Origin of the sequence: Acinetobacter tjernbergiae DSM 14971 = CIP 107465 (genome assembly GCF_000374425.1) — a bacterium.
GTDB classification, from domain to species: Bacteria; Pseudomonadota; Gammaproteobacteria; order Pseudomonadales; family Moraxellaceae; genus Acinetobacter; species Acinetobacter tjernbergiae.
Map to the genome: position 1 here is coordinate 136,637 of NZ_KB894354.1, position 21,404 is coordinate 158,040.

Below are 21,404 nucleotides of genomic sequence, written 5' to 3' on the forward strand. Positions count from 1 at the left end.
TTTAATGATGAAAAATTATAAAAAAGGAATATTAGCTACACTTGTTGTTGCAACAATGCCATTGATTGCGGCAACTAATGATGATGTTATTAAAGTTACCACATTTGCTGATGAAGATGGTGAGAATGCAAATGCCTGCTCATTGCGAGAAGCATTGGAAACTGCTAAGCGACGGACGTCTTATGGTGGATGTACAATTTCAGATATTCTGCCATCAACAACTAAGAGTATTCAGCTTGAGGCCGGAACTTATATTCTAAATAAAGAATTGGTGCCAATGGTTGATGTTCTGATTTTAGGTGCTACGCCTGCGAATTGGGAGAAGAAAAATGTTATTACAAATCAATATCCTGCTCAAACAACAATTAAAACAATAATTGATGCTAAGAATAATTCACGTATTTTTAATACGGCAGTCGGTGGGAGAACTTTATCACTTAACTATATTACATTAAAAGGTGGACAAGCTACGGCTGAAGGTGGTGCGATTTATGCTGGTAATAATGTCAGTCTACAATATACTCAAATTTTAAATTCCCAATCTAATACTGAAGGTGGAGCTATTTATCTAGCAGGCCCTTCAGGATCCTTAACCATTACAAATAGTGCAATTCAATCCAATAGAGCACCTATTGGTAGCGTGATTGGAATGAGTTGTATCAATGATCAAAAATATTCTAAACGAACCATAACAATTAATTATAGTAGTTTGATTGCGAATGGGTCCGAAAATTCTAGTAGTATGCTTGAGCTTTGTGGTGAGCCAGTAGTCACATTAAGTACAAATACGATAGCTAAAAATATAGTAAATATATCGAATGGAAATTTAATTAAGTTTACTGGTGATACCAAAGTAGGCACTGACCCAAATAATACACCAAGCATTTTAAGTAAAAGTAGTGATTTGACATTAACTAGTAATACAATTGTTGAGAATAGGGCATATACAGTTTTTCTATATGATGTTCTCGGTACAAAAAATTTATATTTCAATATTTTATCTCATAATACAAGTAAATATGCATGTCGATATTTACTTGGAGCAGCTTCTGGATTGAAAAATGCTAACATTACAGCTAATTATAATGCTTTGGTAAAAACTGGGTCGAATATTTGTGATTTACCAAGCGATATATTACCAACAGATAATAAAAATATTGATGTAAGTGGTGTAACTGATATTCGACAAATATTAAGTCCTTTGCAGAGCTCAACTGAATATACTGCATTTTTACCATTATACTATCCGAAGAAAAATTCGATTTTAATTGATGTAAGTAAGCTCGGTGCAGATGGATGTGATGAGAGTGATCAAAGAGGAATAGCTCGAATTGCTGATGGTACTTTATTTTATAATCCAGATGGCCGTAATAGTTGTGATGTTGGTTCAGTTGAGTTAATGAAATTAACTGCAGGTGATTTAGAGGATTTATCAAATGTATCAATTGCTACTATAATTGCTGGATACCAGAAAAAAGTTGATGATTTTGAGTTTTTAGTTAAAAATCCAGATGATTCAGGATTAATTACATCAGATAAAGAAAATCTTGAAATATATAACAATCTTTTAGCAAAAACTAAGGATAATCTTCATTATCGTGCAATTTATATTGATTTAAAGAACTATAAATTACCGTTACCTGACGAAGTTGAGCAAACAGATGGTACTCATAAACTACAGTTCTTTAATAAAGATCTTTATGATGTAACAACTGAAGCTTTATTAAGAGGGCAGATTGAAGATTTAGATGATATTGATAAAAATCCAAATATAAAAGATCCTAATTTGGTTTGTCTATGGAATAGTGATCTGGGACAAATTATTTTTTACCGTAAAGATGACAGTATAACCCAAGCCGGTGATAAAGATTTCTGTAAATATACCATTAAATCGAAGCCTGGTAGTACTAATCCTGTCGAGTCTTCAGGTCTAATCAAAGCCTCATTTAATAATATTGCTCCAAATGCAAAAGATACATCCGTTACGCTAAAATATCAGCAAAAAGAAAAAGTTGCTTTAAATCTATTAAATTTTGCGAATGATGATGGTGATACTGGTGAGGGGGGTAAAGGTCCAGATGATAAGCCTAATAAATCAGCATTTTGGGAAAATGAAGAAAAAGTTGGGTTACCAATTCGTTTATCCAACGTACCAAGTACTAATATAACGGTGACAGCTGATCGTCAAGGAGCTTGTCCAGCACCTGATGAGAAAGAAATATGTTATGGTGGGAATATTTATATTCAAGAAGTGAATATTTTTAATAAATTTAACTACGAATTTAATTATCAAGTATATGATGCAGATGGAATTATTTCTAATAAAGCGACTGTCAAAGTTATTAGCACGGCGACTACTAGTGATGATACTCGACCTGCGGCTAGTGGTGGGGGCGGTAGTACAGGGATTTTCTCTATATTCGGTTTAATTAGTTTATTCATGTATCGTCGTTTTAGAAAATAATGGTTAAAATAAAAATAGCGCCATAAGGCGCTATTTTTATTTTGTAAACTAACAATTTATAAAAATAAATTTAAATAGAGGGGGTTAATGTTCCGAGTATTTGCTTAAATATTCTTCTCGAATGTTGACTTTCTCTTCTGTGCTGGCATTCTGCATCCGTTTACGTAAGCTATTACGCTCTTGGGTACTCATTTTTTGCCAAACGTCACGCATTTTTTGTTTTTCATCTTCAGGAAGTTGAGTAAACCATTCCATTCGTTGTTGTAGCTGAGAACTTTGGTCTGTTGGAATTTCTTTTAGGCTTTGGTAACGTTTAATGAGAACGCGTTGTTCTTCTGGAGACAAATCATCCCATGCTTCTTCTGTTGTTGGTTTATTGGGTTTTGAGAATACCCAAAAACGCTCTGAACCAGCAAAGCTTGTTTGCAATAAGCCCAATGTACACACGACTAGGGCTAATTTTTTAGCTGCCATGTTGAGCTTTATCCTCACCGAGTACCATTAACATTTCCATATCTTCAACCATTTGTGGTGAGAGCTTTGGATTTACAATAACTTGATTTTGTGGTTTATCAGCCAATTGTAAAGAACTTGGTAATACGACAACACCCATAAGGGCTGCTGCTAAGGCAAAACCTCCCATTTTCCAGAGACTGTAATACGATGTTTGTTTGTTTTGTACCGTATCTAGAACATGATTCATCACTAACATCTTATTGTGATGTTGTTCTTTTGCAAGTTGATCGAGCTTGGAAGTCACTGATTTAGTGAACTCATCTTTATTCATTTGATGACCCTCCCGTATGTGGATTTAAATGCTCTAAAGCAATTCTAAGCCCTTGGATTGCACGATGATAATGGGTTTTTACACTACCTTCACTGCAACTCATAATTTGAGCAGTGGTCATGGTATCAAAACCTTCCCAAGCTCTTAACATAAATGCTTGTTGTTGACGTACTGGTAATTGGTTGATGGCAGCCTGAATTTCATCCATTGTGACTTCTTGGTTTAGAAATTCGAATGGATTTGGCGTAGATTCATCTACGACATCAATAATTTCCTCATCATCGTCTAAGCTAATTTTTTTGAATAATGAAAAAGGGGTCGCTCGACGTGCTTCTTTACGTCTCCAGTCCTGTAATTTGTTATTTAAAATCGTATAAAATAATGGATACCATTCTTCAATACTTTTATCTGAATATGATTTATGCAATGAGATAAAGGCTTCTTGTACCAAATCCATTGCAATGCCTTGCTGTCCCTGTGTTGCACTTTCCATCATCACAAGCGCACGACCTGTCACGTCCTGCATAAAAAAACGCAGACGTTGTTCAACCGTACTACAATCAGTACCGTTTCCAGTTCGAGCCTGTTTCGGTGCTAAATCCATAGAGATGGAAAATCCTGTCATGGATACCCACCATTATTTCAATTCATTAATTATATAACGTTGAAAATGGTGGATGCGTTGACAACTTAAGCAATTATTTTATGAGTGTAATGGATTTTTTCATTAAAAAAATCGTATTTAAAATAATTTAACGTTTTTATTGACGTTGGCGAACCATTTCAAAAAAGCAAATTGAACCTGCAATCGCAACATTGAGAGACTCTTGTCCGCCAGGTTGGGGGATAGCAACAGCTTGAGCATGTTCTAAAGCATAATCGCTCGCACCTTGTCCTTCATTGCCTAAAATCCAAACACATGTTTGTGTTAAATCTTTTGTGTATAAATTTGTAGACTGATGTGAGCTCGTAACAAACACAGGGATTTGAAATTTAGGAAGAATATCTGTTAATTGAAAGTTTTCAAAACAATATAGGCTAAAGTGAGCGCCCATACCTGCTCTGAGAACTCGTGGTGACCAAAGTGAAGCAGAGCCTTGTGTACAGATTACCTGTTTAATATTGGCTGCGGCAGCCGAACGCAATAGCGTACCAACATTTCCAGGGTCTTGAACATTTTCTAAGATTAAAGTATCAGCCTTAAAATCAATTGTTAATGATGTTTTAGGGAGATCAACAATCGCTAAACAAGGTAGTGTTGTGCCTAAAGTACTCAAATCTTTATAGAGCACTTCACTAATCACAAATACATGACCTTGGTGCAATTCGATTACTTTTTGTAGATCAGCATGTTCTAGTGCTTGTTCTGTTGTGAATAAAGAAAAAAGTTTTTTCTGTTGTTGTAGCCATGCTAAACAGAGATGTGTGCCTTCTAGAACGGTTTGTTGATGTTTTTTTCGAGCGCTGTTGAGTTCAATTAATCCACGCAAATGTTTAATTTTTGCATTGTCTTTTGATTCTAAAAAAATGACTGCCATGAAAATATACTCAATAAAATAAGACTTTAACGAATGTGATGACGATGAGTTCTCATCTTGTTTGAGGGGGTACTGTGTCTGATATTTCAGTTGATATATTTCAACTTGGTACAGGTTTTGCCTATTTTTCTGTTAGAGAAATTAAGCAAAACTTGCGCTATGAATAACGTAGCGCAAGCTCAGTAAAACCTAAATCATCTTTATTTTTACCAAAGCCTGAGTTGCTTTGGTTTACTCAAGTTGTGAGTAATGATGCTTCTAGCGATTAAAACTTCAAAATAAATTTTAGCCGATTAATGATAGCTTGTTACACGTTCAACTTCATTTTTAGAACCAATAATAACAGGAACACGTTGGTGTAATTCTGTTGGTTGGATCTCCATAATGCGAACACGTCCTGTCGTAGAAGCACCGCCAGCTTGTTCAATTAACATGCTCATTGGATTTGCTTCATACATTAAGCGCAAACGACCTGCTTTTTTAGGATCTTTTAAATCATAAGGGTAAAGGAAGATACCACCACGACATAAGATACGGTGGATATCACCAACCATACATGCGACCCAACGCATGTTAAAGTCTTTTTCACGGACAGCAGTCTTTCCAGCCAAAAGTTCATCAATATAGCGTTTTACAGGATTTTCCCAATGACGTTGATTTGATGAGTTGATGGCAAATTCTTGTGTATCTGCTGAAACTTGTACTTGTTCAGTTGTAAGTAGAAATGCTTGAGATGTTGGATCAAATGTAAAGAATGCAACACCAGTACCAACAGTAAGTGCGAGCATTGTTGATGGGCCATAAAGCACATAACCAGCAGCGACTTGTTCTGTACCTGCTTGCATAAAGTCAGCCGATTGAGTCACTGAATTTTGAGCAGGAAGGATTGAGAAAATTGTACCCACACACATATTGATGTCGATATTGCTTGAACCATCTAGTGGATCGAACAAAACTAAATATTTTCCGTTTTCTTGAGCAGGGGTGAAATCATCCAACTCTTCGGAAGCTAAGCCACCAACTTGTGGATGAACTTTTAAAGCATCAATTAAATAGTCATTAGAAATGACATCTAATTTCTTTTGTGTTTCACCCTGAACATTTTCATTGCCAGCACTACCTAAGATGCCAGCCAAAGCACCTTTTTGTAGTGCTTGGTCAATCGTTTGGCATGTTGCAGCAATTGTTTCGATGACTTGTGCCAACTCTGGTGTCAAATTCCCATTTTGTTGTTCTAAATATTGGGACAATGTAAGGTTTGACATATTGAATCGCTCCGATTTAGCCGCGTCAAAGAATTGAGAAAAAGAATGTGGCTATTCTAGATGAGATCGCTCAAAAATAGAAATTATCTTACTTTATTTATGTTGCTTTTATGATTACAAGTATTCTATTACATGCTATGTTGGTCGGATACTAAACAGGAAGTTTGGAGAGGAACGATGTCAACCAAAAAATTTGAAGCTACCCCCACGCCAAGCGAATCAATTAGCTTAGATACGATTTCGAAAGAAAATGTCCAAGATGCTTGGAAAGAGTATGAAGCAAAGCCTGAATATAAAGAGTTTAATAAACACGATATGATTGAGTCGATGCAACCTCAGCCGAAGCCAGAGTCTTCATCATAATTAAAGTGATAATAAAAATGCTCACATCATGTGAGCATTTTTATTGGAAACTGAAATACTAAATGATTATTTTAATAATGGTGGTACGGCTTCGTAGTTAATTTCTACACGACGATTCTCTTTCCAAGCCGCTTCATCATGTCCTGTATTTACAGGTGCTTCTTTACCATAGCTCACAGCTTCGAGTTGCTGAGGGCTTACACCATTGGTAATTAAATAACTTTCAACAGCTTTCGCACGACGCTCGCCCAAGGCCATATTGTATTCACGCGTACCACGTTCATCAGTATGACCTGTTAATGCGACACGAGAATTGGCATTTGCAATGAGAAATTGAGCATGTGCTTGAAGTGTTTGATAGTCATCATTTGATAGATCGCTGCTATCGTAATCAAAGTGAACGACACGTTTCGCTAAAAATGCTTTGTTCGCGGCAGTTACCCCTTTTGATGAAGCGCCAGCCAAGTTCTGTGCATTCAATGCAGCATCTTCACTTAGTCCGTCAGTGCTTACCGTGGTTGACGTATTTGGTGCTGTATTGCCCGCTGTGATTTCAGCAGCAGGTTTACGGCTTGCACAACCCGTGAATGCAATTGTCGCCGCCAACAATGGAAGTGTCAGGTATTTAATATTCATGTGATTCTCCAATTGATCAAATTTATTTTGGTGCCCAAGCAGGTTCACGGACTTCACCTTGTTCGCTTGGTAAATTCATACGGAAACGACCATCTGTAGACATAATAGACAGTAAGCCTCGATTGCCTTCACGTGTTGCATAAACGACCATTTGTCCGTTTGGTGAAAAGCTTGGTGATTCATCTAAACTGGTTGGTGTCAAAATATTAGTAATCCCTGTACTAATATCTTGCAGTGCAACTTTGTAGTTACTACCACTTGGTCGATGAACTAAAGCAATCTTTTTACCGTCAGCGCTTAAAGTACCCCGTGCATTAAATGCACCTTTGAAGGTTAGACGTTTGACTGAACTATCATCAAAACTATAGCGATAAATTTGTGGAGAACCGCCACGATCTGAGGTGAAAATAAATGATTTTCCATCAGGTGCATAACGTGCTTCAGTATCAATCGCTGAGTCATTGGTCATACGTTGTAGTTGGCGCGTATTTAAATTCATCTGATAAATTTCAGGATTACCATGCATAGAGGCAGTGAAAAGCATGGATTGCCCATCAGGTGAGAAGCTTGGTGCACCATTTAAGCCTTTAAAGCTCGCCAAAACCTCACGTTGACCTGTTGCTAAATCTTGAATATAAATTGCAGGACGTTTAGTTTCGAAAGAGACGTAAGCAATTTTTTTAGCGTCAGGTGTCCATGTTGGGGAGAGGATTGGATCTCGTGATGACAGTACCGTTTTAGGTTGTTCGCCATCAGTATCGGCAATTTGTAATGTATAACGTTGAGCAGGGGTTTCTTGATTACGTAATACATACGCAATACGACCGCTGAAATCACCCGCAATACCTGTTAAAGCTTGGTAAATCGCATCACTGATCATATGCCCAGCTTGGCGAACACGAGAACTTGGTACAGTCAGGACTTCATTTAATAAATATTGTTGTTTTTGTACATCATAGAGTTGGTAATGGATTTCAAATGTGTTTGCATCGATGGTTTTAATTTGACCAACTACCACATAGGGCACACCAGCATTTTGCCAATCACCAGCTTGGATTTGGTTGATGCTTGCAGTTGCAGGTAAGTTTTGAGATGCGCTTGTGAATCGACCTGAACGATTTAAGTCATTCTCAATAATTGGGTAAAGCGAGCTGTCATTTGTAAAAGGGATAATTGCAATTTTAGGCGCTTGTTCAGGCGCTTTTGCAATTTCAAGGTGTAATTGTGCAAAAGCTGTTGTCGGAACAATTGCGCTGATCGCAGTAAAAACTGCTAAGGAGATGAGATGTTTACGGGTCTTGTCCATAGTTACAATTACTTGTGTTCGTATTTTTGTGGCTGTTGATTATTTAACATAGTTACATGCTTTGTTCTATTAAAAGCATGTAACGTTAACTATTTATTACTATTTTGCAGTAAAACTTGAAGTAAAGCTTCTTGCTTCGCGACGTGCATCAGGATCATCTGGCATAGGGTAAGGGGCAGCAGCGCGAACAGCGGCTTCTACACTTGCTTTTACATCAGGATCACTAGAATTCACAATCACAGATAAAACAGCACCGCTATCACTAAGTGTTACACGGGCAGTTGCTTTTTGCCCCGATGAGTTTGCGGGCATATCCCAAGCACGCTTAATTTTATTTTCAAAATCACGTTTAGCTGTTGAAGCGATTTTTTTCGCATCCGCCTTTTTCTGAGCAGCTTCTTGCTCTGCCTTTTTTGCAGCCGCCGCTTTTGCATCTGCTTCGGCTCTTTCGGTATCCGCTTTGTCTCTGGCAGCTTTATCAGCAGCGGCTTTGTCTTTTGCAGCTTTATCAGCAGCGGTTTTGTCTTTAGAAGCTTTATCAGCAGCAGCTTTGTCTTTAGAGGCTTTATCAGCAGCAGCCTTGTCTTTTGCAGCTTTATCAGCAGCGGCTTTGTCTTTAGAAGCTTTATCAGCAGCAGCCTTGTCTTTTGCAGCTTTATCAGCAGCGGCTTTGTCTTTAGCTGCTTTATCAGCAGCGGTTTTGTCTTTAGCTGCTTTATCAGCAGCGGCCTTATCTTTAGACGCTTTATCAGCAGCGGCCTTGTCTTTAGCTGCTTTATCAGCAACGGCCTTGTCTTTAGCTGCTTTATCAGCAGCGGCTTTGTCTTTAGCTGCTTTATCAGCAGCGGTCTTATCTTTAGACGCTTTATCAGCAGCGGCCTTGTCTTTAGCTGCTTTATCAGCAGCGGCCTTGTCTTTTGCAGCTTTATCAGCGGCAGCCTTGTCTTTTGCAGCTTTATCAGTAGCGGCCTTGTCTTTTGCAGCTTTATCAGCAGCAGCCTTGTCTTTTGCAGCTTTATCAGCAGCGGCTTTGTCTTTAGAAGCTTTATCAGCGGCAGCCTTGTCTTTGGCAGCTTGCTCTGTTGTTTTGCGTTTTATTTCCTCATCAGCACGTTGTTTCTGGGCTTGAGCTTCTGCCTGTTTTTGACGTTCTTCTGCTTGTTTTGCTTGAGCTGCTGCTTCTTCAGCTTTCTTTTTTTGTTCTGCCAACTTTGCTTGTTGTTGTTCAGCTTTTTGTTTTGCATCAGCGAGTTGTTGTGCAGTCGGCGTTGGAGGAGTGATCGGAAGATTTTCAGGTTGAGTATTATCTACAACAGGGCTTAATATTTCTTCCGCTTGATTTTTAGCAGCCGTTTCCTGTTCTACAGGTTTTGCCATTGGTGGTGGTAAGTCTTTTGGCTTGATGAGAACAGTTGTCAGTTTTTTCGGTTGCTCTGGTGGTTTACTCAGACCTAAGAAAAGCAAGCCAACAATCGCAATTGCATGTACCCCAAGGGTAAAACCTAGCGCAATTGCATTTTGTTTAAAAGGTGGCTCTTGGAATTTTTTCATAACTTATTTTAATGGCTCTGTCAGTAAACCAACTTGAGTTAAACCTGCTTCTTGTAAACTTGCCATAAGTGATACAACTTCACCATAAGGACGAGATTTATCACCATTGACTAATACAGTGAGTTGTTTATTTTCTTGTTCCGCTTGCTTTTGAGCATCACTCAAAATAGTTTCAAGCTGCTCAAGTGAAAGAGGCTCACTATCTTTGTGGTCTTGGTATTGCAAATAAATATTGCCATTTTGACCAATCGTCACCATTGCAGGCATATCTTTCGATTCAATAGGATTATTATTGGCTTGAGGAAGATCTACTTTGATGCCACTGGTAATCATGGGTGCAGTGACCATGAAAATAACCAAAAGTACTAACATGACGTCAATATAGGGTACAACGTTCATATCGCTTTTCAGTGGTTTTTTGATGCGTTCAAAACGTCCAGATCGTTGAATCGCCATTATGCATCTTCCTGTGTCGACCCAATGGCTTGACGCTGTAAAAGAGCGACCATTTCTTCGGCAAATAATGCACGATCTGAATAAATTGATTCGCCTTTCGCTGTGAAATGGTTAAAAGCCAGCACAGCAGGAATCGCTGCAAATAAACCGATTGCTGTTGCAATGAGTGCTTCTGCAATACCTGGTGCTACGGTTGCCAATGTCACTTGATCAACGGCAGCAAGACCGATAAAGGCATTCATAATGCCCCAAACCGTACCGAATAAGCCTATATAAGGCGCAACAGAGCCGATACTTGCAAGTGCTCCCAAACCTTGTTCTAAACCGCCTTGATCACGGCTTAAACCTACACGAAGAATACGTTCCGTACCTTCGATGGTTTGATTCGTATCAGCTTTGCGTTTCTGTAGTTTAAAAAACTCACCCAAACCCTGATAGAAGATGTCTTCTAAGCCGTTACGTTTAGAATTTAACTGAGCATTGTTATAGAGCGTATTTAATTCGGCACCTGACCAGAACATCTTTTGAAAATGCTCATCATTTTGACTTGCTTTTTTAAAGCCCATGTGTAATTTGGCAATCAAATACCAGCTAAAAATTGATGCCAGTAATAGGATTAGCATGACCAATTGCACGACAGGGCTTGCTTGTAAAATCAGGTCAGAAATATGTAGAGAAGATTCTAAATTTGTTGCCATAAGTCACTGTGCCGAAAGTTTATTTTTAGTCCTGTGCCAATTCTTTTTGAATCAGATCACGTATTTCCGCAGGAAGTCTACGCGGCATAAGTTCTTTGTTTAAACATGCCAACGTAACCTCACCTGAAGCCAGCAAGATTTCACCACGATAAATATTTTGTTGCAACACAAAAGATGCGGCTTTACACGAAATAACACGTGCTGTAACGGTAATTAAGTCATCCATTAATATTGGGCGTACATATTTGACCTGAATTTGATGTACTACGAAGTTGTAGTCTTGTTGATGCCAGTAGTGATCGACACCCGATGCACGTAACCATTCAGTGCGTGTACGTTCCATAAAACGAATGTGATTGGCATGGTAAACGATACCGCCTGCGTCTGTATCTTCGATATATACACGAATATTAAACTCAAAATGATTAGCCATATCTTTAACCTGTTTCTGCATACTGCGAGCAATTGAGGGAATGATATTGCGTCAATCTTAGGATGGGAATAGTAATAAATAACATATTGCTAGATCATTGAAAAATTAAGCCTCCATTTCTGAAGGCTTAACTTAAAGTAGTAAAAGAGTAGGATTATTCAAAATAGTCCCAGTCTACAATCTTAGGATAACCCGATAGAGATGTCCCGTTCGCAAATGCGCTGATTAGAACTTTTCCAGCCGTTGAATTTTTAATCGTAATTGCATTTTTAGCGTTGTTAGCATCTTCAATGTTAATAACTGCTGTATTTGGTGATGGGTTATATAAACTATATTCACGATTACTATTAAAGTTTACAGAAAATTTTTGGCGATCTATGTTCGCTTGTAGTTTACCTATCGCTTGGGCTTTGGTTGTCGTATAAGTGCTAACATTATATGTTTCTGTGAGTAGATAATCTGTTAAGTTATAACTTTCTTGATTGGTATTGTCACTCCAAGTAAACGACATATTGCTAATTTTATAATCGACTCTTAGATCTTTAGTGGTTTCATTAAAGGTATATGTTTGTAGTACTTTGCCATTATACTTTTCAGTTTCGTTATCATCATACTTAATAGTAAAATTGGTTAAGGTTAGGTCATTGGAAATAAATTCTTGGGTCTTTTCATTAAAATTTTCAACACTTTGTATTGTACCTGAAATAACAATACCATAAGTGATATTGTTCATTTTTAAATTTTTACAATTGTTTATGGTGAAAGAACCATTCGCATTTTTCTTAATTGTACCTGATTCACAAGTTGCTTTTCCATCTCCTGTATTAATCTCTTCATCTGCGTAAAAATCTATATCATTAGCAAGTTTGTTGATAAAATAGAGAGGATTGTACTTTATTGTACTTAAGGCCACTATTGGTGGTGTAATTAAATCAATTGTTTCTGATTTGCTATAATCTATGTTGCTAGTTGTTGTATGGTTTTCATTGCTAGAGTCGCCACCTCCACATGCTGTTAATAATAAAGTTCCAGTACATAATGCAGAAGCTAGTATCTTGTTTGTCATTTTTAACCCTATGTCTTAATTTTATGTGTTTAAAATAATTAATTACTTTAAGTGGGTGATTATAACAAAAAAATAATTTTTATAATGTTTATTAAACTTATTATTCTGCCTTTTCATATTGAAAAGGCATCTTATATATCTTTTTATTCAGGCGGTGTCATACCAAACTGTAAATAAGCCATATTGGTTGCTATACGACCACGCGCAGTACGCATCACATAACCTTGTTGGATTAAATAAGGTTCGATCACATCTTCAAGCGTTCCACTGTCTTCTGCCATCGCGGCGGCTAGTGCTTCAACACCAGTCGGTCGACCCTCAAAACGTTCAAGTAACATACTGAGATAACGGCGGTCTAAAGTATCTAAACCATCTTTATCGACATTGAGCATGTCCAATGCACGTTGCGCCATATCTTGGGTGACTTCGCCAGTGCCTTTCACTTGCGCATAATCTCGAACGCGACGTAATAAACGATTGGCAATACGTGGAGTACCACGTGCACGGCGAGCAATTTCTGTTGAACCCTCTTTAGTAATTGGCACATCCATTAAATTGGCTGAGCGAGTGACAATATGCGTTAAATCCTCAACAGAATAGAATTCTAAACGTTGCACGATGCCGAAACGGTCACGTAAAGGCGAGGTGAGTAGCCCTGCACGAGTTGTTGCAGCAACTAAGGTAAATGCAGGTAAATCAAGTTTAATTGAACGAGCAGCTGGACCCTCGCCAATCATAATATCGAGTTGATAATCTTCCATTGCAGGATAGAGGATTTCTTCAATAACGGGTGATAGACGATGAATTTCATCAATAAACAGGACGTCGCCTTCCTCTAGATTGGTCAACATTGCTGCTAAATCGCCAGCACGTTCTAAAACTGGGCCAGAGGTGGATTTTAAATTGCCACCCATTTCTCGTGCGATAATGTTGGCTAAGGTGGTTTTACCTAAACCTGGTGGGCCAAAAATCAAGGTGTGGTCGAGTGCTTCACCACGACCTCGTGCAGCACCAATAAAGATTTCCATTTGCTCACGTACGACAGGCTGACCAATATAGTCTGCGAGTGAGGTTGGTCGAATCGCACGATCAAAATGATCTTCTGGTTTTTCAGAACCACTGATTAAACGGTCTTGCATAATGAATTCAGTCTATCTTTATTTATTCAATGATTTAAGCGCAGCTCGGATAATATCGCTTGCTTCAGTAAAGTCAGCTTTAACAGCTTGAATTAGTTTTTGTGCTTCAAGTGGTTTATAGCCAAGCGATTGTAAAGCGGCTTCCGCTTCTGCAACAGCAGAGTTTCCAGTGAACTGTATTTGGGTTGATGTGGAATTATTTGAAGCAGTAGTGCTTGAGAATGCTTTAAAACGATCACGCAGTTCTATCATTAAACGTTCTGCTGTTTTTGCACCAACACCAGGTACTTTAACCAGTGTTTTTACATCACCATGTTCGACTGTATGGATGAGCATGTCCACGCTCAATGTCGAAAGAATACCGAGCGCCATTTTAGGGCCGACACCATTGACCTTGAGTAAAGTACGGAAAATGATTTTTTCTTGCGCATCACTAAAACCATACAGTTGCTGTGCATCTTCACGAACCACCAAATGTGTCCATAAAGTGACTTTCTGTCCTTTTTGTAATTGGCAAAATGTCGAAAGTGGTGTATCTATTTCATAGCCGACACCATTTACATTCAGCAATACGGTTGGGGCTTCTAGGGCAAACACTTCGCCAATTAAACATCCGATCATGAAATTATCTTCTAAAATAAAATGATTTAAAAAATTAGGTTGAAATGTTATGAGCAACGTCTTTCATTGTCATAAACAGTTTGTTTGGATATTGGCTTAATGCCTGAAATCCGTATTGTTGATAAAATTCAGCAATTCCATCTTTTGCATCAACTAGTACCAGTGGAAATGCCACAATTGCACTCGCTTGATATAGGCGGTGTAAGGCATCTAATAATAAAATTGCCCCGAAACCTTGCTTCTGATAACGGTGATCCACCGCCAAACGTGCAATTAAGCCTGCTGAATGCACAGAAGCATGTTTTTTTTGCAAGCTTTGTGGCAACGATGACAGATCTAATGACGTCATGGTTAATGTATAAAATCCCATAATCCATGCAGGGTTGATGGGATCCATGAGGACATACGTTCGGGCATTGTCTTTTTGTGCTTGTTGGCTAGCAATTTGATTTAAATACTGATTCAACACCTGATTTTTGCAATCAAAACGTTGCCGATCATGCTGTTGTTTATCCAGTAAAATAATATTCATTCTTGTGTTTGACGATAATGTTGAGCCGCTTGTTTAAGTTTTGAATGAACTTGAATAGGTTGATCCAATGCTGTTATTAATGCCAATACATCTTTTTCATTGAGTTGTAAGCTTTGCTCTTGAATCAGAACTTGTTTAGCCTTTTCAATTGCGGCACTGAGCACAAATGCATTCAAACTTGGCATACCCAATAAATTGGCAGCTTGCAGCAATAACGCTTGTGTTTGCTCATCAACACGAGCTGTAATTCGGGGATGATAGGCTGACATGATTCACCTACTAAATTGAAATTTATGTGCCATTATGGCACACGAATAGTGATTTGTTAATTTAAAAAAAACCTACTTTATTGCCTTGCAGCTCTTGCGCCAAGCTATAAGCTTGATGGTCTGAGAATTTACTAATAATATCTAGGACTTGCATAATATTGTTGTAATGATTGTTCTGAAGGCTCACACCTGAATGTTGCAAAATAGACATCAAACGTTGTTCTTTAAAGCTCAAGGTCTTATGTGGCATGGTTAATGGGATAAAAGCATCCAAAATCGTTTGTAAGCTCTGGTGTGCGATAATTTCTAAACCTGATTTTTGAGGATGTTCAAAAATTCGATCTCTGGCAAGATTCTTCGCCGTTTGAATGCCTATTTCAATATCGGGTGAGCAATACTGTAAAAGGCTGCCTTTGAGTTGACCTGTGATAATTTCATAATGATGCTTGGCAAAAGCAGTGGTGACTTCATCAACTAGACGTTTCATCACACGCCCACGCAAAGCTGCGATTTTTTGCTGCCATGTGGTATGGGGTAAGTGCAACTCTTCAGGACGACCAAAGTCGGCAATCAAATTCAGAAAAATTGGTTCAACCTCATCGTAACTCAGCATATTGAGGATGATGCCATCTTCTAAGTCAATTAAGGCATAACACATATCATCGGCAGCTTCTAATAAATAAGTGAGCGGATGACGACAATAGTGATACTCGCCAAGTTGAATCAAGCCGAGTTGTTCAGCCAATTGTTTTAAGATTTCTTTTTCAGATTGATAGCAACCAAATTTTGCTCTTTGGTGTGAGGGTGTATCAGCTTGTTCTTCAATCGTTTTAGATAACCACGGATATTTTAAATAAGCACCAAGTGTGGCACAGGTCAAACGCATACCACCATCATCAGGATGGTAATCAATACGACTGAGCAGGCGTAGTCCTTGTGCATTACCTTCGAATTGACGTACATCGGCGGATTCTTCGGGCGTTAATTGGCTGAGAAAGTCACGATGTGACGCATCATCAAACCATTCACGAATCGCATATTCTCCTGCATGTCCAAAGGGAGGATTACCAATATCATGCGCTAAACAAGCTGCTTGGATAATCGCACCGACATCTGCGGGAGAAATCCACATTGGTAATTCATCTTTGATTTTTTCTGCGGCTAACATGCCAAGTGAACGACCAATACAAGAGACTTCAAGCGAATGAGTCAGTCGAGTGTGAATGCCATCATGTTGAGTCAGTGGATGAACCTGAGTTTTTCTATTTAATTGACGAAAACTTTGGGAAAATATAATTCTGTCATAATCTTTGTGGAATGGGCTTCGAGCCAATTCTGTACTGCTTTTTTTACTACCTAAACGAATTGCAGAAAGCAATTCCAACCAACGCATTTGTTCCATTTATCATTATTCACTATGAGTTCAAGATCATCATGCCAAAAAAAAGATTAAAGCACTAGAGCAGGGCGACATGGTTTGGCGTTTAAAATTTTTTGCGTCTGCGTTAGGATTGTTGTATGCATACCTTGAAGTGAAAATAGTAAATTTTATTAAAAGGTTAGCTGGTTTGGCATTCCATCGCACAGCGGTGGAACGAGGCAAATATATGGTAGATAAGTAAATGACGGTATTAAGTGTGGGTGATAATGAAGAAGTAATACACTTTTTTATGGGAGTTAGCTCTCATTTTGAATCGGTTTTTAAAAACTCTCAATTGGATGTTAATTCTTTAATTAATAGTTATTATTCTAAATTTACAAATGAGCGTTTTGTAGGGATTTATGGCTTGGCGCCTGAGAATCAAGAACTTTGGGAGCATTGGGGATATTTTGAAGTTGCACTTAGAGTTTATTATTATGAGGTTTTAAATCATACTCCAGATAAATTGGCTTATATTAAATGGTTGAATAATTTTATAGAAGAATATAGAACAAGACAGATTTAATTATGGCTGTTTGCCTCGTTCCATCGTTGTACGGTAAAGCGTTAAATTGGTTTGTTTATGATTTTAACTAAAATTTATTTAACTCACTCATAAATCAGTTTGTCTCACTTTGATAGTTATTAGGTGAAACGAGGCAACAAGATTATTACAGCCTATCTGTTTCAGTGATTGAGGAAGAATTTAATGCTGTATCCAAGATTTGAGCAAGGCGAGAGGATTTGTTGATTTCGGCACCCACATTGAAGAGGTCGGGTTAGAGCCTCTATTGGATGAGTTGGAGGATGAAATTTTCTCTACATATCAAAGTAAATGAATTGTTACGAATATCGTAAAACCTATAAAGCTATAAGAAATTAAGCTATTTGCAATAGAAAACTCTGATTTTTAAGATGGATATGGCTAGCTGAAATGAGCCTTTCACAGTAGAATATGCGCTCTCTCATAAGTCACATTGTGGTAGGTTCGTTAGACCCGCCCGTGGAGCCAAAGTCAACATGTTTATCGTGGCCGGTGCATCAGCACATTCTTCTTTTAAGAAAGCTCAACTCTTAAACCGTTTAGCGTCAATGAGTTCTGTTCAATCTTTTGACAGCCAGTGGGTTTATTTGTTTGATCAAGCGCTCAACGAGCAGCAACATCAATCGGCATTACAACTTTTAAACGATGGTCAATCTTTCGAACTTCGCCAAGCTGCAAGTGATGAAATCCAAATTTTAGTAACACCGCGTGTCGGCACAATCTCGCCGTGGTCATCTAAAGCAACGGATATTTTCCAAAACTGTAATACGCCTATTCACCGTTTAGAGCGTGGTCTGTTATTTACACTGAAAGGTGTGAAAGAGATTTCGAATGAAGTGAAATTGGGCTTACATGACCGTATGACAGAGAGTGTTTTTGCTCAGATTGATGATGCAAAAGCTCTATTCTCAGAAACAGCGCCGAAGCCATTGAACTCAATTGATATTTTGAGCCAAGGTAAAGAAGCGTTAGTAAAAGCGAATAATGAATTTGGTTTTGCACTTTCTGACGAAGAAATTGATTATTTAGTTGCAGCATTTACCAAACTCGGTCGTAATCCAAACGACATCGAATTGATGATGTTTGCACAAGCAAACTCTGAACACTGTCGTCATAAAATCTTTGGTTCTGAATGGACAATTGATGGTGAAAAACAGCCATTATCATTGTTCCAAATGATTAAAAATACCTATAAAGAATCTCCAACCGATGTGTTATCAGCATATAAAGATAACGCGTCTGTGATCGTGGGTTATGACACGATGCGTTTTTATCCGAAAGCGGATGAAAATGGTCACTTCGTTTATAAATATAAGAGCCAAGCTGCTCATATTTTAATGAAGGTTGAAACACACAACCATCCAACTGCAATTGCTCCATTTGCAGGTGCTGCAACAGGTTCGGGCGGTGAAATCCGTGACGAAGGTGCAACAGGTCGTGGTGGTAAACCAAAAGCAGGTTTAACTGGCTTTACCGTTTCGAACTTAAATATCCCTGGTTTTGAACAACCTTGGGAAGATAACTATGGTAAACCTTCACGTATGGCATCGCCATTACAAATCATGATCGAAGGTCCATTGGGTGGTGCGGCGTTTAACAACGAATTTGGTCGCCCAGCTTTAAATGGTTATTTCCGTACTTTTGAACAGAATGTCAATGGTGACGTGAAAGGCTTCCATAAGCCGATTATGATTGCAGGTGGTTACGGTAACATCCGTCCTGACCATGTTGAAAAAGATGCGATCCAACCGGGTGACTTGCTCATTGTATTGGGCGGCCCTGCAATGTTGATCGGTCTTGGTGGTGGCGCAGCGTCTTCTGTAGACAGCGGTACGATGGGTGAGAGCTTGGACTTTGCTTCAGTGCAACGTGAAAATCCAGAAATGGAGCGTCGTTGCCAAGAAGTCATTGATACATGCTGGCGCTTAGAAGACTTTAACCCGATCGTGTCTGTGCATGACGTCGGTGCGGGCGGTGTATCTAATGCTATGCCTGAACTTGTGAATGATCATGAGTTAGGTGCAGTGCTTAATCTTCGTAAAATTCCATCATTAGAGCCAGGCATGAGCCCGATGGAAATCTGGTCAAATGAAGCGCAAGAACGTTATGTACTTGCGATTCGCCCAGAGTCTTTAGAACAATTTGAAGAAATTTGTGCACGTGAGCGTTGTCCGTTTGCAGTATTGGGTGAGGCGACTGAAGCGCGTCACTTAACGGTTGAAGATCCGTTGTTTGAGAACAAGCCTGTTGATATCCCAATGCAGGTGATCTTGGGCGGTACACCGCGTATGCAACGTTCGTATGAAACGATTGAGCGTACGGGTAACGACTTTGATGCTGCGAAAGTTGATTTAAAAGATGCGATTTTCCGTGTATTGAAAAATCCAACAGTTGCGTCTAAATCATTCTTGATCACCATTGGTGACCGTTCGATTACAGGTATGGTTGCACGTGATCAGATGGTAGGTCGTTGGCAGGTTCCTGTTGCTGATGCTGCTGTAACCACCACTAGCTTGCAAGGCTTCACAGGCGAAGCAATGGCAATGGGTGAACGTCCACCAGTTGCATTGTTGAATCCTGCTGCATCGGCTCGTTTAGCAGTTGCGGAAGCGATTACCAATATTGCCTGTGCCAATATCGAACAAATTAGTGATATCAAACTTTCTGCAAACTGGATGGCAGCTGCAGGTCAAAAAGGTGAAGACCAAGCTTTGTTTGAAGGTGTAAAAGCGATTGGTATGGAAATGTGTCCTGCATTAGGTATTGCAATTCCAGTTGGTAAAGATTCACTTTCAATGCGTACCACGTGGAATGACGGCGAAGATAAAGCCGTAACTTCTCCAATGACAGGTGTGATCACTGCATTTGCACCTGTTTTAGATGTACGTAAAACATTAACACCTGAACTTAAGAACTTAGCAGACTCAGTACTTGTACGTATTGATTTGTCTAAAGGTCAATTCCGTTTAGGTGGTTCGATCCTTGCACAAGTATATAAAGCGATTGGTTCTGTTACACCTGATGTGGATAGTTTTGATGACTTCAAAGCATTCTTTGCCTTGATTCAAGACTGGAACAATCGTGGCCTAATCAAGGCTTATCATGACATCGGTGATGGCGGTCTATTGGCGACTGTTGCTGAAATGATGTTTGCTTCACGCTTAGGTGTAGCCTTAGAAAATCAATCAACTGAAAGTTTATTTGCTGAAGAAATTGGTGCTGTACTGGAAATCACAGCTGCTGACTGGGCGCAATTAGAAGTTGAAGTTGCAGCATCAAGTTTGAAAGATGCAATTGCGGTTGTAGGTCGTGTCAATACAACTGACCAATTGGCTGTCAATGGTTTGACTTTAGAACGTGCTGAATTACAACAAGCATGGGCGGAAGTATCGCATCAAATCCAACGTTTGCGTGACAACGTTGAAACTGCGGATCAAGAATTTTCGTTGATTGCAGATCAAAATCATAAAGGTTTAATTGCACAAGCAACTTATGATTTAAATGAGCCTGTTGAAGCCCCGTTTATCAATACACGTCGTCCAAACATGGCAATCTTGCGTGAGCAAGGTGTGAACGGTCATGTTGAAATGGCAGCTGCTTTTGACAAAGTCGGCTTTAATACCATCGACGTACACATGAGTGACTTGCTTGCAGGTCGTGTGAGCTTGAGCGACTTTGAAGGCTTAGTGGCGTGTGGTGGCTTCTCATACGGTGACGTCATGGGTGCTGGTGGTGGCTGGGCGAAATCAGTATTGTTCAACCCGAAATTACGTGATCAGTTTGAACAATTCTTCCATCGTGAAGATACGTTTAGCTTAGGTGTATGTAATGGCTGTCAAATGATGTCACAACTTGCACCACTTATTCCTGGTGCAGAGCATTGGGGACGTTTCCACCGCAATACCTCAGAAGTATTTGAAGCTCGTGCCGTGAACGTTCGTGTAGAAAAATCAGTTTCTGTATTACTCGAAGATATGCAAGGTTCGATTTTACCAATCGCTGTTGCGCATGGGGAAGGTCGTTTGGTTGCAACTGAACAGCAGATTGCTGCTTTAAATGCTGAGAATCAAGTGATCTTGCGTTATGTGGATAGTTTGGGTAATCCAACTCAACACTATCCGTTGAATCCAAATGGTTCGCCTGAAGCGATTACAGGTCAGACTTCTAAAGATGGTCGTGCAACCGTCATGATGCCACACCCTGAGCGTAACTTCCGTGCTTTACAGCATTCATGGAAGCCAGAAGATTGGGCGGAAGATGGTGCTTGGTTACGTATGTTCCGTAATGCACGTAAATTTATTGGTTAATCTAATTTA

At 39.1% G+C, this 21,404-nt stretch carries 22 protein-coding genes; 5 read left to right on the top strand and 17 right to left on the bottom strand.

Annotated features, from left to right (window positions below; translation table 11 throughout):
• Positions 1 to 7: 7 nt before the first annotated feature.
• On the top strand, positions 8 to 2,464 hold the full coding sequence (locus tag C502_RS0101910; RefSeq protein WP_026315712.1) for a CSLREA domain-containing protein: 2,457 nt from the start codon (positions 8 to 10) through the stop codon (positions 2,462 to 2,464).
• An 84-nt stretch (positions 2,465 to 2,548) separates the two neighbouring features.
• Here C502_RS0101910 and C502_RS0101915 read toward each other — a convergent pair whose 3' ends face one another.
• From C502_RS0101915 to C502_RS0101935, 5 genes are all read right to left on the bottom strand, one after another.
• A complete protein-coding gene (locus C502_RS0101915) occupies positions 2,549 to 2,938 on the bottom strand; it encodes a DUF3106 domain-containing protein (protein WP_018677176.1) in 390 nt (129 codons plus the stop codon).
• Entirely contained in the window at positions 2,928 to 3,251 is a 324-nt protein-coding gene (locus C502_RS0101920; RefSeq protein WP_018677177.1) for a hypothetical protein, read from the bottom strand. The genes C502_RS0101915 and C502_RS0101920 overlap by 11 nt, the downstream gene beginning before the upstream one ends.
• A complete protein-coding gene (locus C502_RS0101925; protein ID WP_018677178.1) occupies positions 3,244 to 3,855 on the bottom strand; it encodes an RNA polymerase sigma factor in 612 nt (203 codons plus the stop codon). The genes C502_RS0101920 and C502_RS0101925 overlap by 8 nt, the downstream gene beginning before the upstream one ends.
• A 157-nt stretch (positions 3,856 to 4,012) precedes the next feature.
• A complete protein-coding gene (locus C502_RS0101930; protein WP_018677179.1) occupies positions 4,013 to 4,789 on the bottom strand; it encodes a TrmH family RNA methyltransferase in 777 nt (258 codons plus the stop codon).
• Between the two features lie 293 nt (positions 4,790 to 5,082).
• Complete coding sequence (locus tag C502_RS0101935; RefSeq protein ID WP_018677180.1) at positions 5,083 to 6,054, bottom strand: class 1 fructose-bisphosphatase; 972 nt, start codon at positions 6,052 to 6,054, stop codon at positions 5,083 to 5,085.
• A gap of 177 nt (positions 6,055 to 6,231) precedes the next feature.
• On the opposite strand from C502_RS0101935, the gene C502_RS0101940 reads away from it, so the two are divergent.
• Entirely contained in the window at positions 6,232 to 6,417 is a 186-nt protein-coding gene (locus C502_RS0101940; protein ID WP_018677181.1) for an NF038105 family protein, read from the top strand.
• Between the two features lie 66 nt (positions 6,418 to 6,483).
• Here C502_RS0101940 and pal read toward each other — a convergent pair whose 3' ends face one another.
• From pal to C502_RS0102000, 12 genes are all read right to left on the bottom strand, one after another.
• Complete coding sequence (pal, locus tag C502_RS0101945; protein ID WP_018677182.1) at positions 6,484 to 7,053, bottom strand: peptidoglycan-associated lipoprotein Pal; 570 nt, start codon at positions 7,051 to 7,053, stop codon at positions 6,484 to 6,486.
• Between the two features lie 22 nt (positions 7,054 to 7,075).
• Positions 7,076 to 8,359 (bottom strand): Tol-Pal system beta propeller repeat protein TolB, encoded by a 1,284-nt coding sequence (gene tolB, locus C502_RS0101950; RefSeq protein WP_018677183.1) that lies wholly within the window; start codon positions 8,357 to 8,359, stop codon positions 7,076 to 7,078.
• Positions 8,360 to 8,458: 99 nt separating this feature from the next.
• Positions 8,459 to 9,910, bottom strand: coding sequence for a cell envelope integrity protein TolA (locus C502_RS0101955; protein WP_018677184.1), 1,452 nt, complete (start codon positions 9,908 to 9,910; stop codon positions 8,459 to 8,461).
• Between the two features lie 3 nt (positions 9,911 to 9,913).
• Entirely contained in the window at positions 9,914 to 10,366 is a 453-nt protein-coding gene (gene tolR, locus C502_RS0101960; RefSeq protein WP_018677185.1) for a protein TolR, read from the bottom strand.
• Positions 10,366 to 11,064 carry a protein TolQ gene (gene tolQ / locus C502_RS0101965; RefSeq protein ID WP_018677186.1) on the bottom strand — a complete coding sequence of 233 codons (699 nt, stop codon included), beginning with the start codon at positions 11,062 to 11,064 and terminating at the stop codon, positions 10,366 to 10,368. The genes tolR and tolQ overlap by 1 nt, the downstream gene beginning before the upstream one ends.
• A gap of 25 nt (positions 11,065 to 11,089) precedes the next feature.
• Entirely contained in the window at positions 11,090 to 11,497 is a 408-nt protein-coding gene (gene ybgC / locus C502_RS0101970) for a tol-pal system-associated acyl-CoA thioesterase (protein WP_023274565.1), read from the bottom strand.
• A 154-nt stretch (positions 11,498 to 11,651) separates the two neighbouring features.
• Positions 11,652 to 12,563: a hypothetical protein gene (locus C502_RS0101975; RefSeq protein WP_018677188.1), complete on the bottom strand. Its 912-nt coding sequence runs from the start codon at positions 12,561 to 12,563 to the stop codon at positions 11,652 to 11,654.
• Positions 12,564 to 12,706: 143 nt separating this feature from the next.
• Positions 12,707 to 13,702 carry a Holliday junction branch migration DNA helicase RuvB gene (gene ruvB, locus C502_RS0101980; protein ID WP_018677189.1) on the bottom strand — a complete coding sequence of 332 codons (996 nt, stop codon included), beginning with the start codon at positions 13,700 to 13,702 and terminating at the stop codon, positions 12,707 to 12,709.
• A gap of 18 nt (positions 13,703 to 13,720) precedes the next feature.
• Positions 13,721 to 14,323 carry a Holliday junction branch migration protein RuvA gene (gene ruvA / locus C502_RS0101985; protein ID WP_023274566.1) on the bottom strand — a complete coding sequence of 201 codons (603 nt, stop codon included), beginning with the start codon at positions 14,321 to 14,323 and terminating at the stop codon, positions 13,721 to 13,723.
• Positions 14,324 to 14,357: 34 nt separating this feature from the next.
• Positions 14,358 to 14,855 (bottom strand): GNAT family N-acetyltransferase, encoded by a 498-nt coding sequence (locus C502_RS0101990; protein WP_018677191.1) that lies wholly within the window; start codon positions 14,853 to 14,855, stop codon positions 14,358 to 14,360.
• Positions 14,852 to 15,124 (bottom strand): type II toxin-antitoxin system TacA family antitoxin, encoded by a 273-nt coding sequence (locus tag C502_RS0101995; protein WP_018677192.1) that lies wholly within the window; start codon positions 15,122 to 15,124, stop codon positions 14,852 to 14,854. The genes C502_RS0101990 and C502_RS0101995 overlap by 4 nt, the downstream gene beginning before the upstream one ends.
• A gap of 61 nt (positions 15,125 to 15,185) precedes the next feature.
• A complete protein-coding gene (locus C502_RS0102000; RefSeq protein ID WP_018677193.1) occupies positions 15,186 to 16,526 on the bottom strand; it encodes a deoxyguanosinetriphosphate triphosphohydrolase in 1,341 nt (446 codons plus the stop codon).
• A 70-nt stretch (positions 16,527 to 16,596) separates the two neighbouring features.
• Here C502_RS0102000 and C502_RS19225 point away from each other — a divergent pair, with 70 nt between their 5' ends.
• The 3 genes from C502_RS19225 to purL all read left to right on the top strand — a co-directional run bounded on the left by C502_RS19225 (position 16,597) and on the right by purL (position 21,395).
• Entirely contained in the window at positions 16,597 to 16,746 is a 150-nt protein-coding gene (locus tag C502_RS19225) for a hypothetical protein (RefSeq protein ID WP_018677194.1), read from the top strand.
• Positions 16,747 to 17,070, top strand: a complete 324-nt coding sequence (locus tag C502_RS0102010; protein ID WP_018677195.1) for a hypothetical protein — start codon at positions 16,747 to 16,749, stop codon at positions 17,068 to 17,070. It begins immediately after the preceding gene.
• A 494-nt stretch (positions 17,071 to 17,564) separates the two neighbouring features.
• Positions 17,565 to 21,395 (top strand): phosphoribosylformylglycinamidine synthase, encoded by a 3,831-nt coding sequence (gene purL / locus C502_RS0102015; RefSeq protein ID WP_018677196.1) that lies wholly within the window; start codon positions 17,565 to 17,567, stop codon positions 21,393 to 21,395.
• Positions 21,396 to 21,404 lie beyond the last annotated feature (9 nt).

Bases quoted from the DNA above. Each gene is read 5' to 3' on its own strand.
- C502_RS0101920 (WP_018677177.1), bottom strand. From the start codon at position 3,251: ATGAATAAAGATGAGTTCACTAAATCAGTGACTTCCAAGCTCGATCAA.
- tolQ (WP_018677186.1), bottom strand. From the start codon at position 11,064: ATGGCAACAAATTTAGAATCTTCTCTACATATTTCTGACCTGATTTTA.
- C502_RS0101995 (WP_018677192.1), bottom strand. From the start codon at position 15,124: ATGTCAGCCTATCATCCCCGAATTACAGCTCGTGTTGATGAGCAAACA.
- C502_RS0102000 (WP_018677193.1), bottom strand. From the start codon at position 16,526: ATGGAACAAATGCGTTGGTTGGAATTGCTTTCTGCAATTCGTTTAGGT.
- ruvA (WP_023274566.1), bottom strand. From the start codon at position 14,323: ATGATCGGATGTTTAATTGGCGAAGTGTTTGCCCTAGAAGCCCCAACC.
- C502_RS19225 (WP_018677194.1), top strand. From the start codon at position 16,597: ATGGTTTGGCGTTTAAAATTTTTTGCGTCTGCGTTAGGATTGTTGTAT.
- C502_RS0101990 (WP_018677191.1), bottom strand. From the start codon at position 14,855: ATGAATATTATTTTACTGGATAAACAACAGCATGATCGGCAACGTTTT.
- C502_RS0102010 (WP_018677195.1), top strand. From the start codon at position 16,747: ATGACGGTATTAAGTGTGGGTGATAATGAAGAAGTAATACACTTTTTT.
- purL (WP_018677196.1), top strand. From the start codon at position 17,565: ATGTTTATCGTGGCCGGTGCATCAGCACATTCTTCTTTTAAGAAAGCT.
- C502_RS0101975 (WP_018677188.1), bottom strand. From the start codon at position 12,563: ATGACAAACAAGATACTAGCTTCTGCATTATGTACTGGAACTTTATTA.
- C502_RS0101955 (WP_018677184.1), bottom strand. From the start codon at position 9,910: ATGAAAAAATTCCAAGAGCCACCTTTTAAACAAAATGCAATTGCGCTA.
- C502_RS0101940 (WP_018677181.1), top strand. From the start codon at position 6,232: ATGTCAACCAAAAAATTTGAAGCTACCCCCACGCCAAGCGAATCAATT.
- C502_RS0101925 (WP_018677178.1), bottom strand. From the start codon at position 3,855: ATGGATTTAGCACCGAAACAGGCTCGAACTGGAAACGGTACTGATTGT.
- C502_RS0101935 (WP_018677180.1), bottom strand. From the start codon at position 6,054: ATGTCAAACCTTACATTGTCCCAATATTTAGAACAACAAAATGGGAAT.
- ybgC (WP_023274565.1), bottom strand. From the start codon at position 11,497: ATGGCTAATCATTTTGAGTTTAATATTCGTGTATATATCGAAGATACA.
- ruvB (WP_018677189.1), bottom strand. From the start codon at position 13,702: ATGCAAGACCGTTTAATCAGTGGTTCTGAAAAACCAGAAGATCATTTT.
- C502_RS0101910 (WP_026315712.1), top strand. From the start codon at position 8: ATGAAAAATTATAAAAAAGGAATATTAGCTACACTTGTTGTTGCAACA.
- C502_RS0101915 (WP_018677176.1), bottom strand. From the start codon at position 2,938: ATGGCAGCTAAAAAATTAGCCCTAGTCGTGTGTACATTGGGCTTATTG.
- tolR (WP_018677185.1), bottom strand. From the start codon at position 10,366: ATGGCGATTCAACGATCTGGACGTTTTGAACGCATCAAAAAACCACTG.
- C502_RS0101930 (WP_018677179.1), bottom strand. From the start codon at position 4,789: ATGGCAGTCATTTTTTTAGAATCAAAAGACAATGCAAAAATTAAACAT.
- pal (WP_018677182.1), bottom strand. From the start codon at position 7,053: ATGAATATTAAATACCTGACACTTCCATTGTTGGCGGCGACAATTGCA.
- tolB (WP_018677183.1), bottom strand. From the start codon at position 8,359: ATGGACAAGACCCGTAAACATCTCATCTCCTTAGCAGTTTTTACTGCG.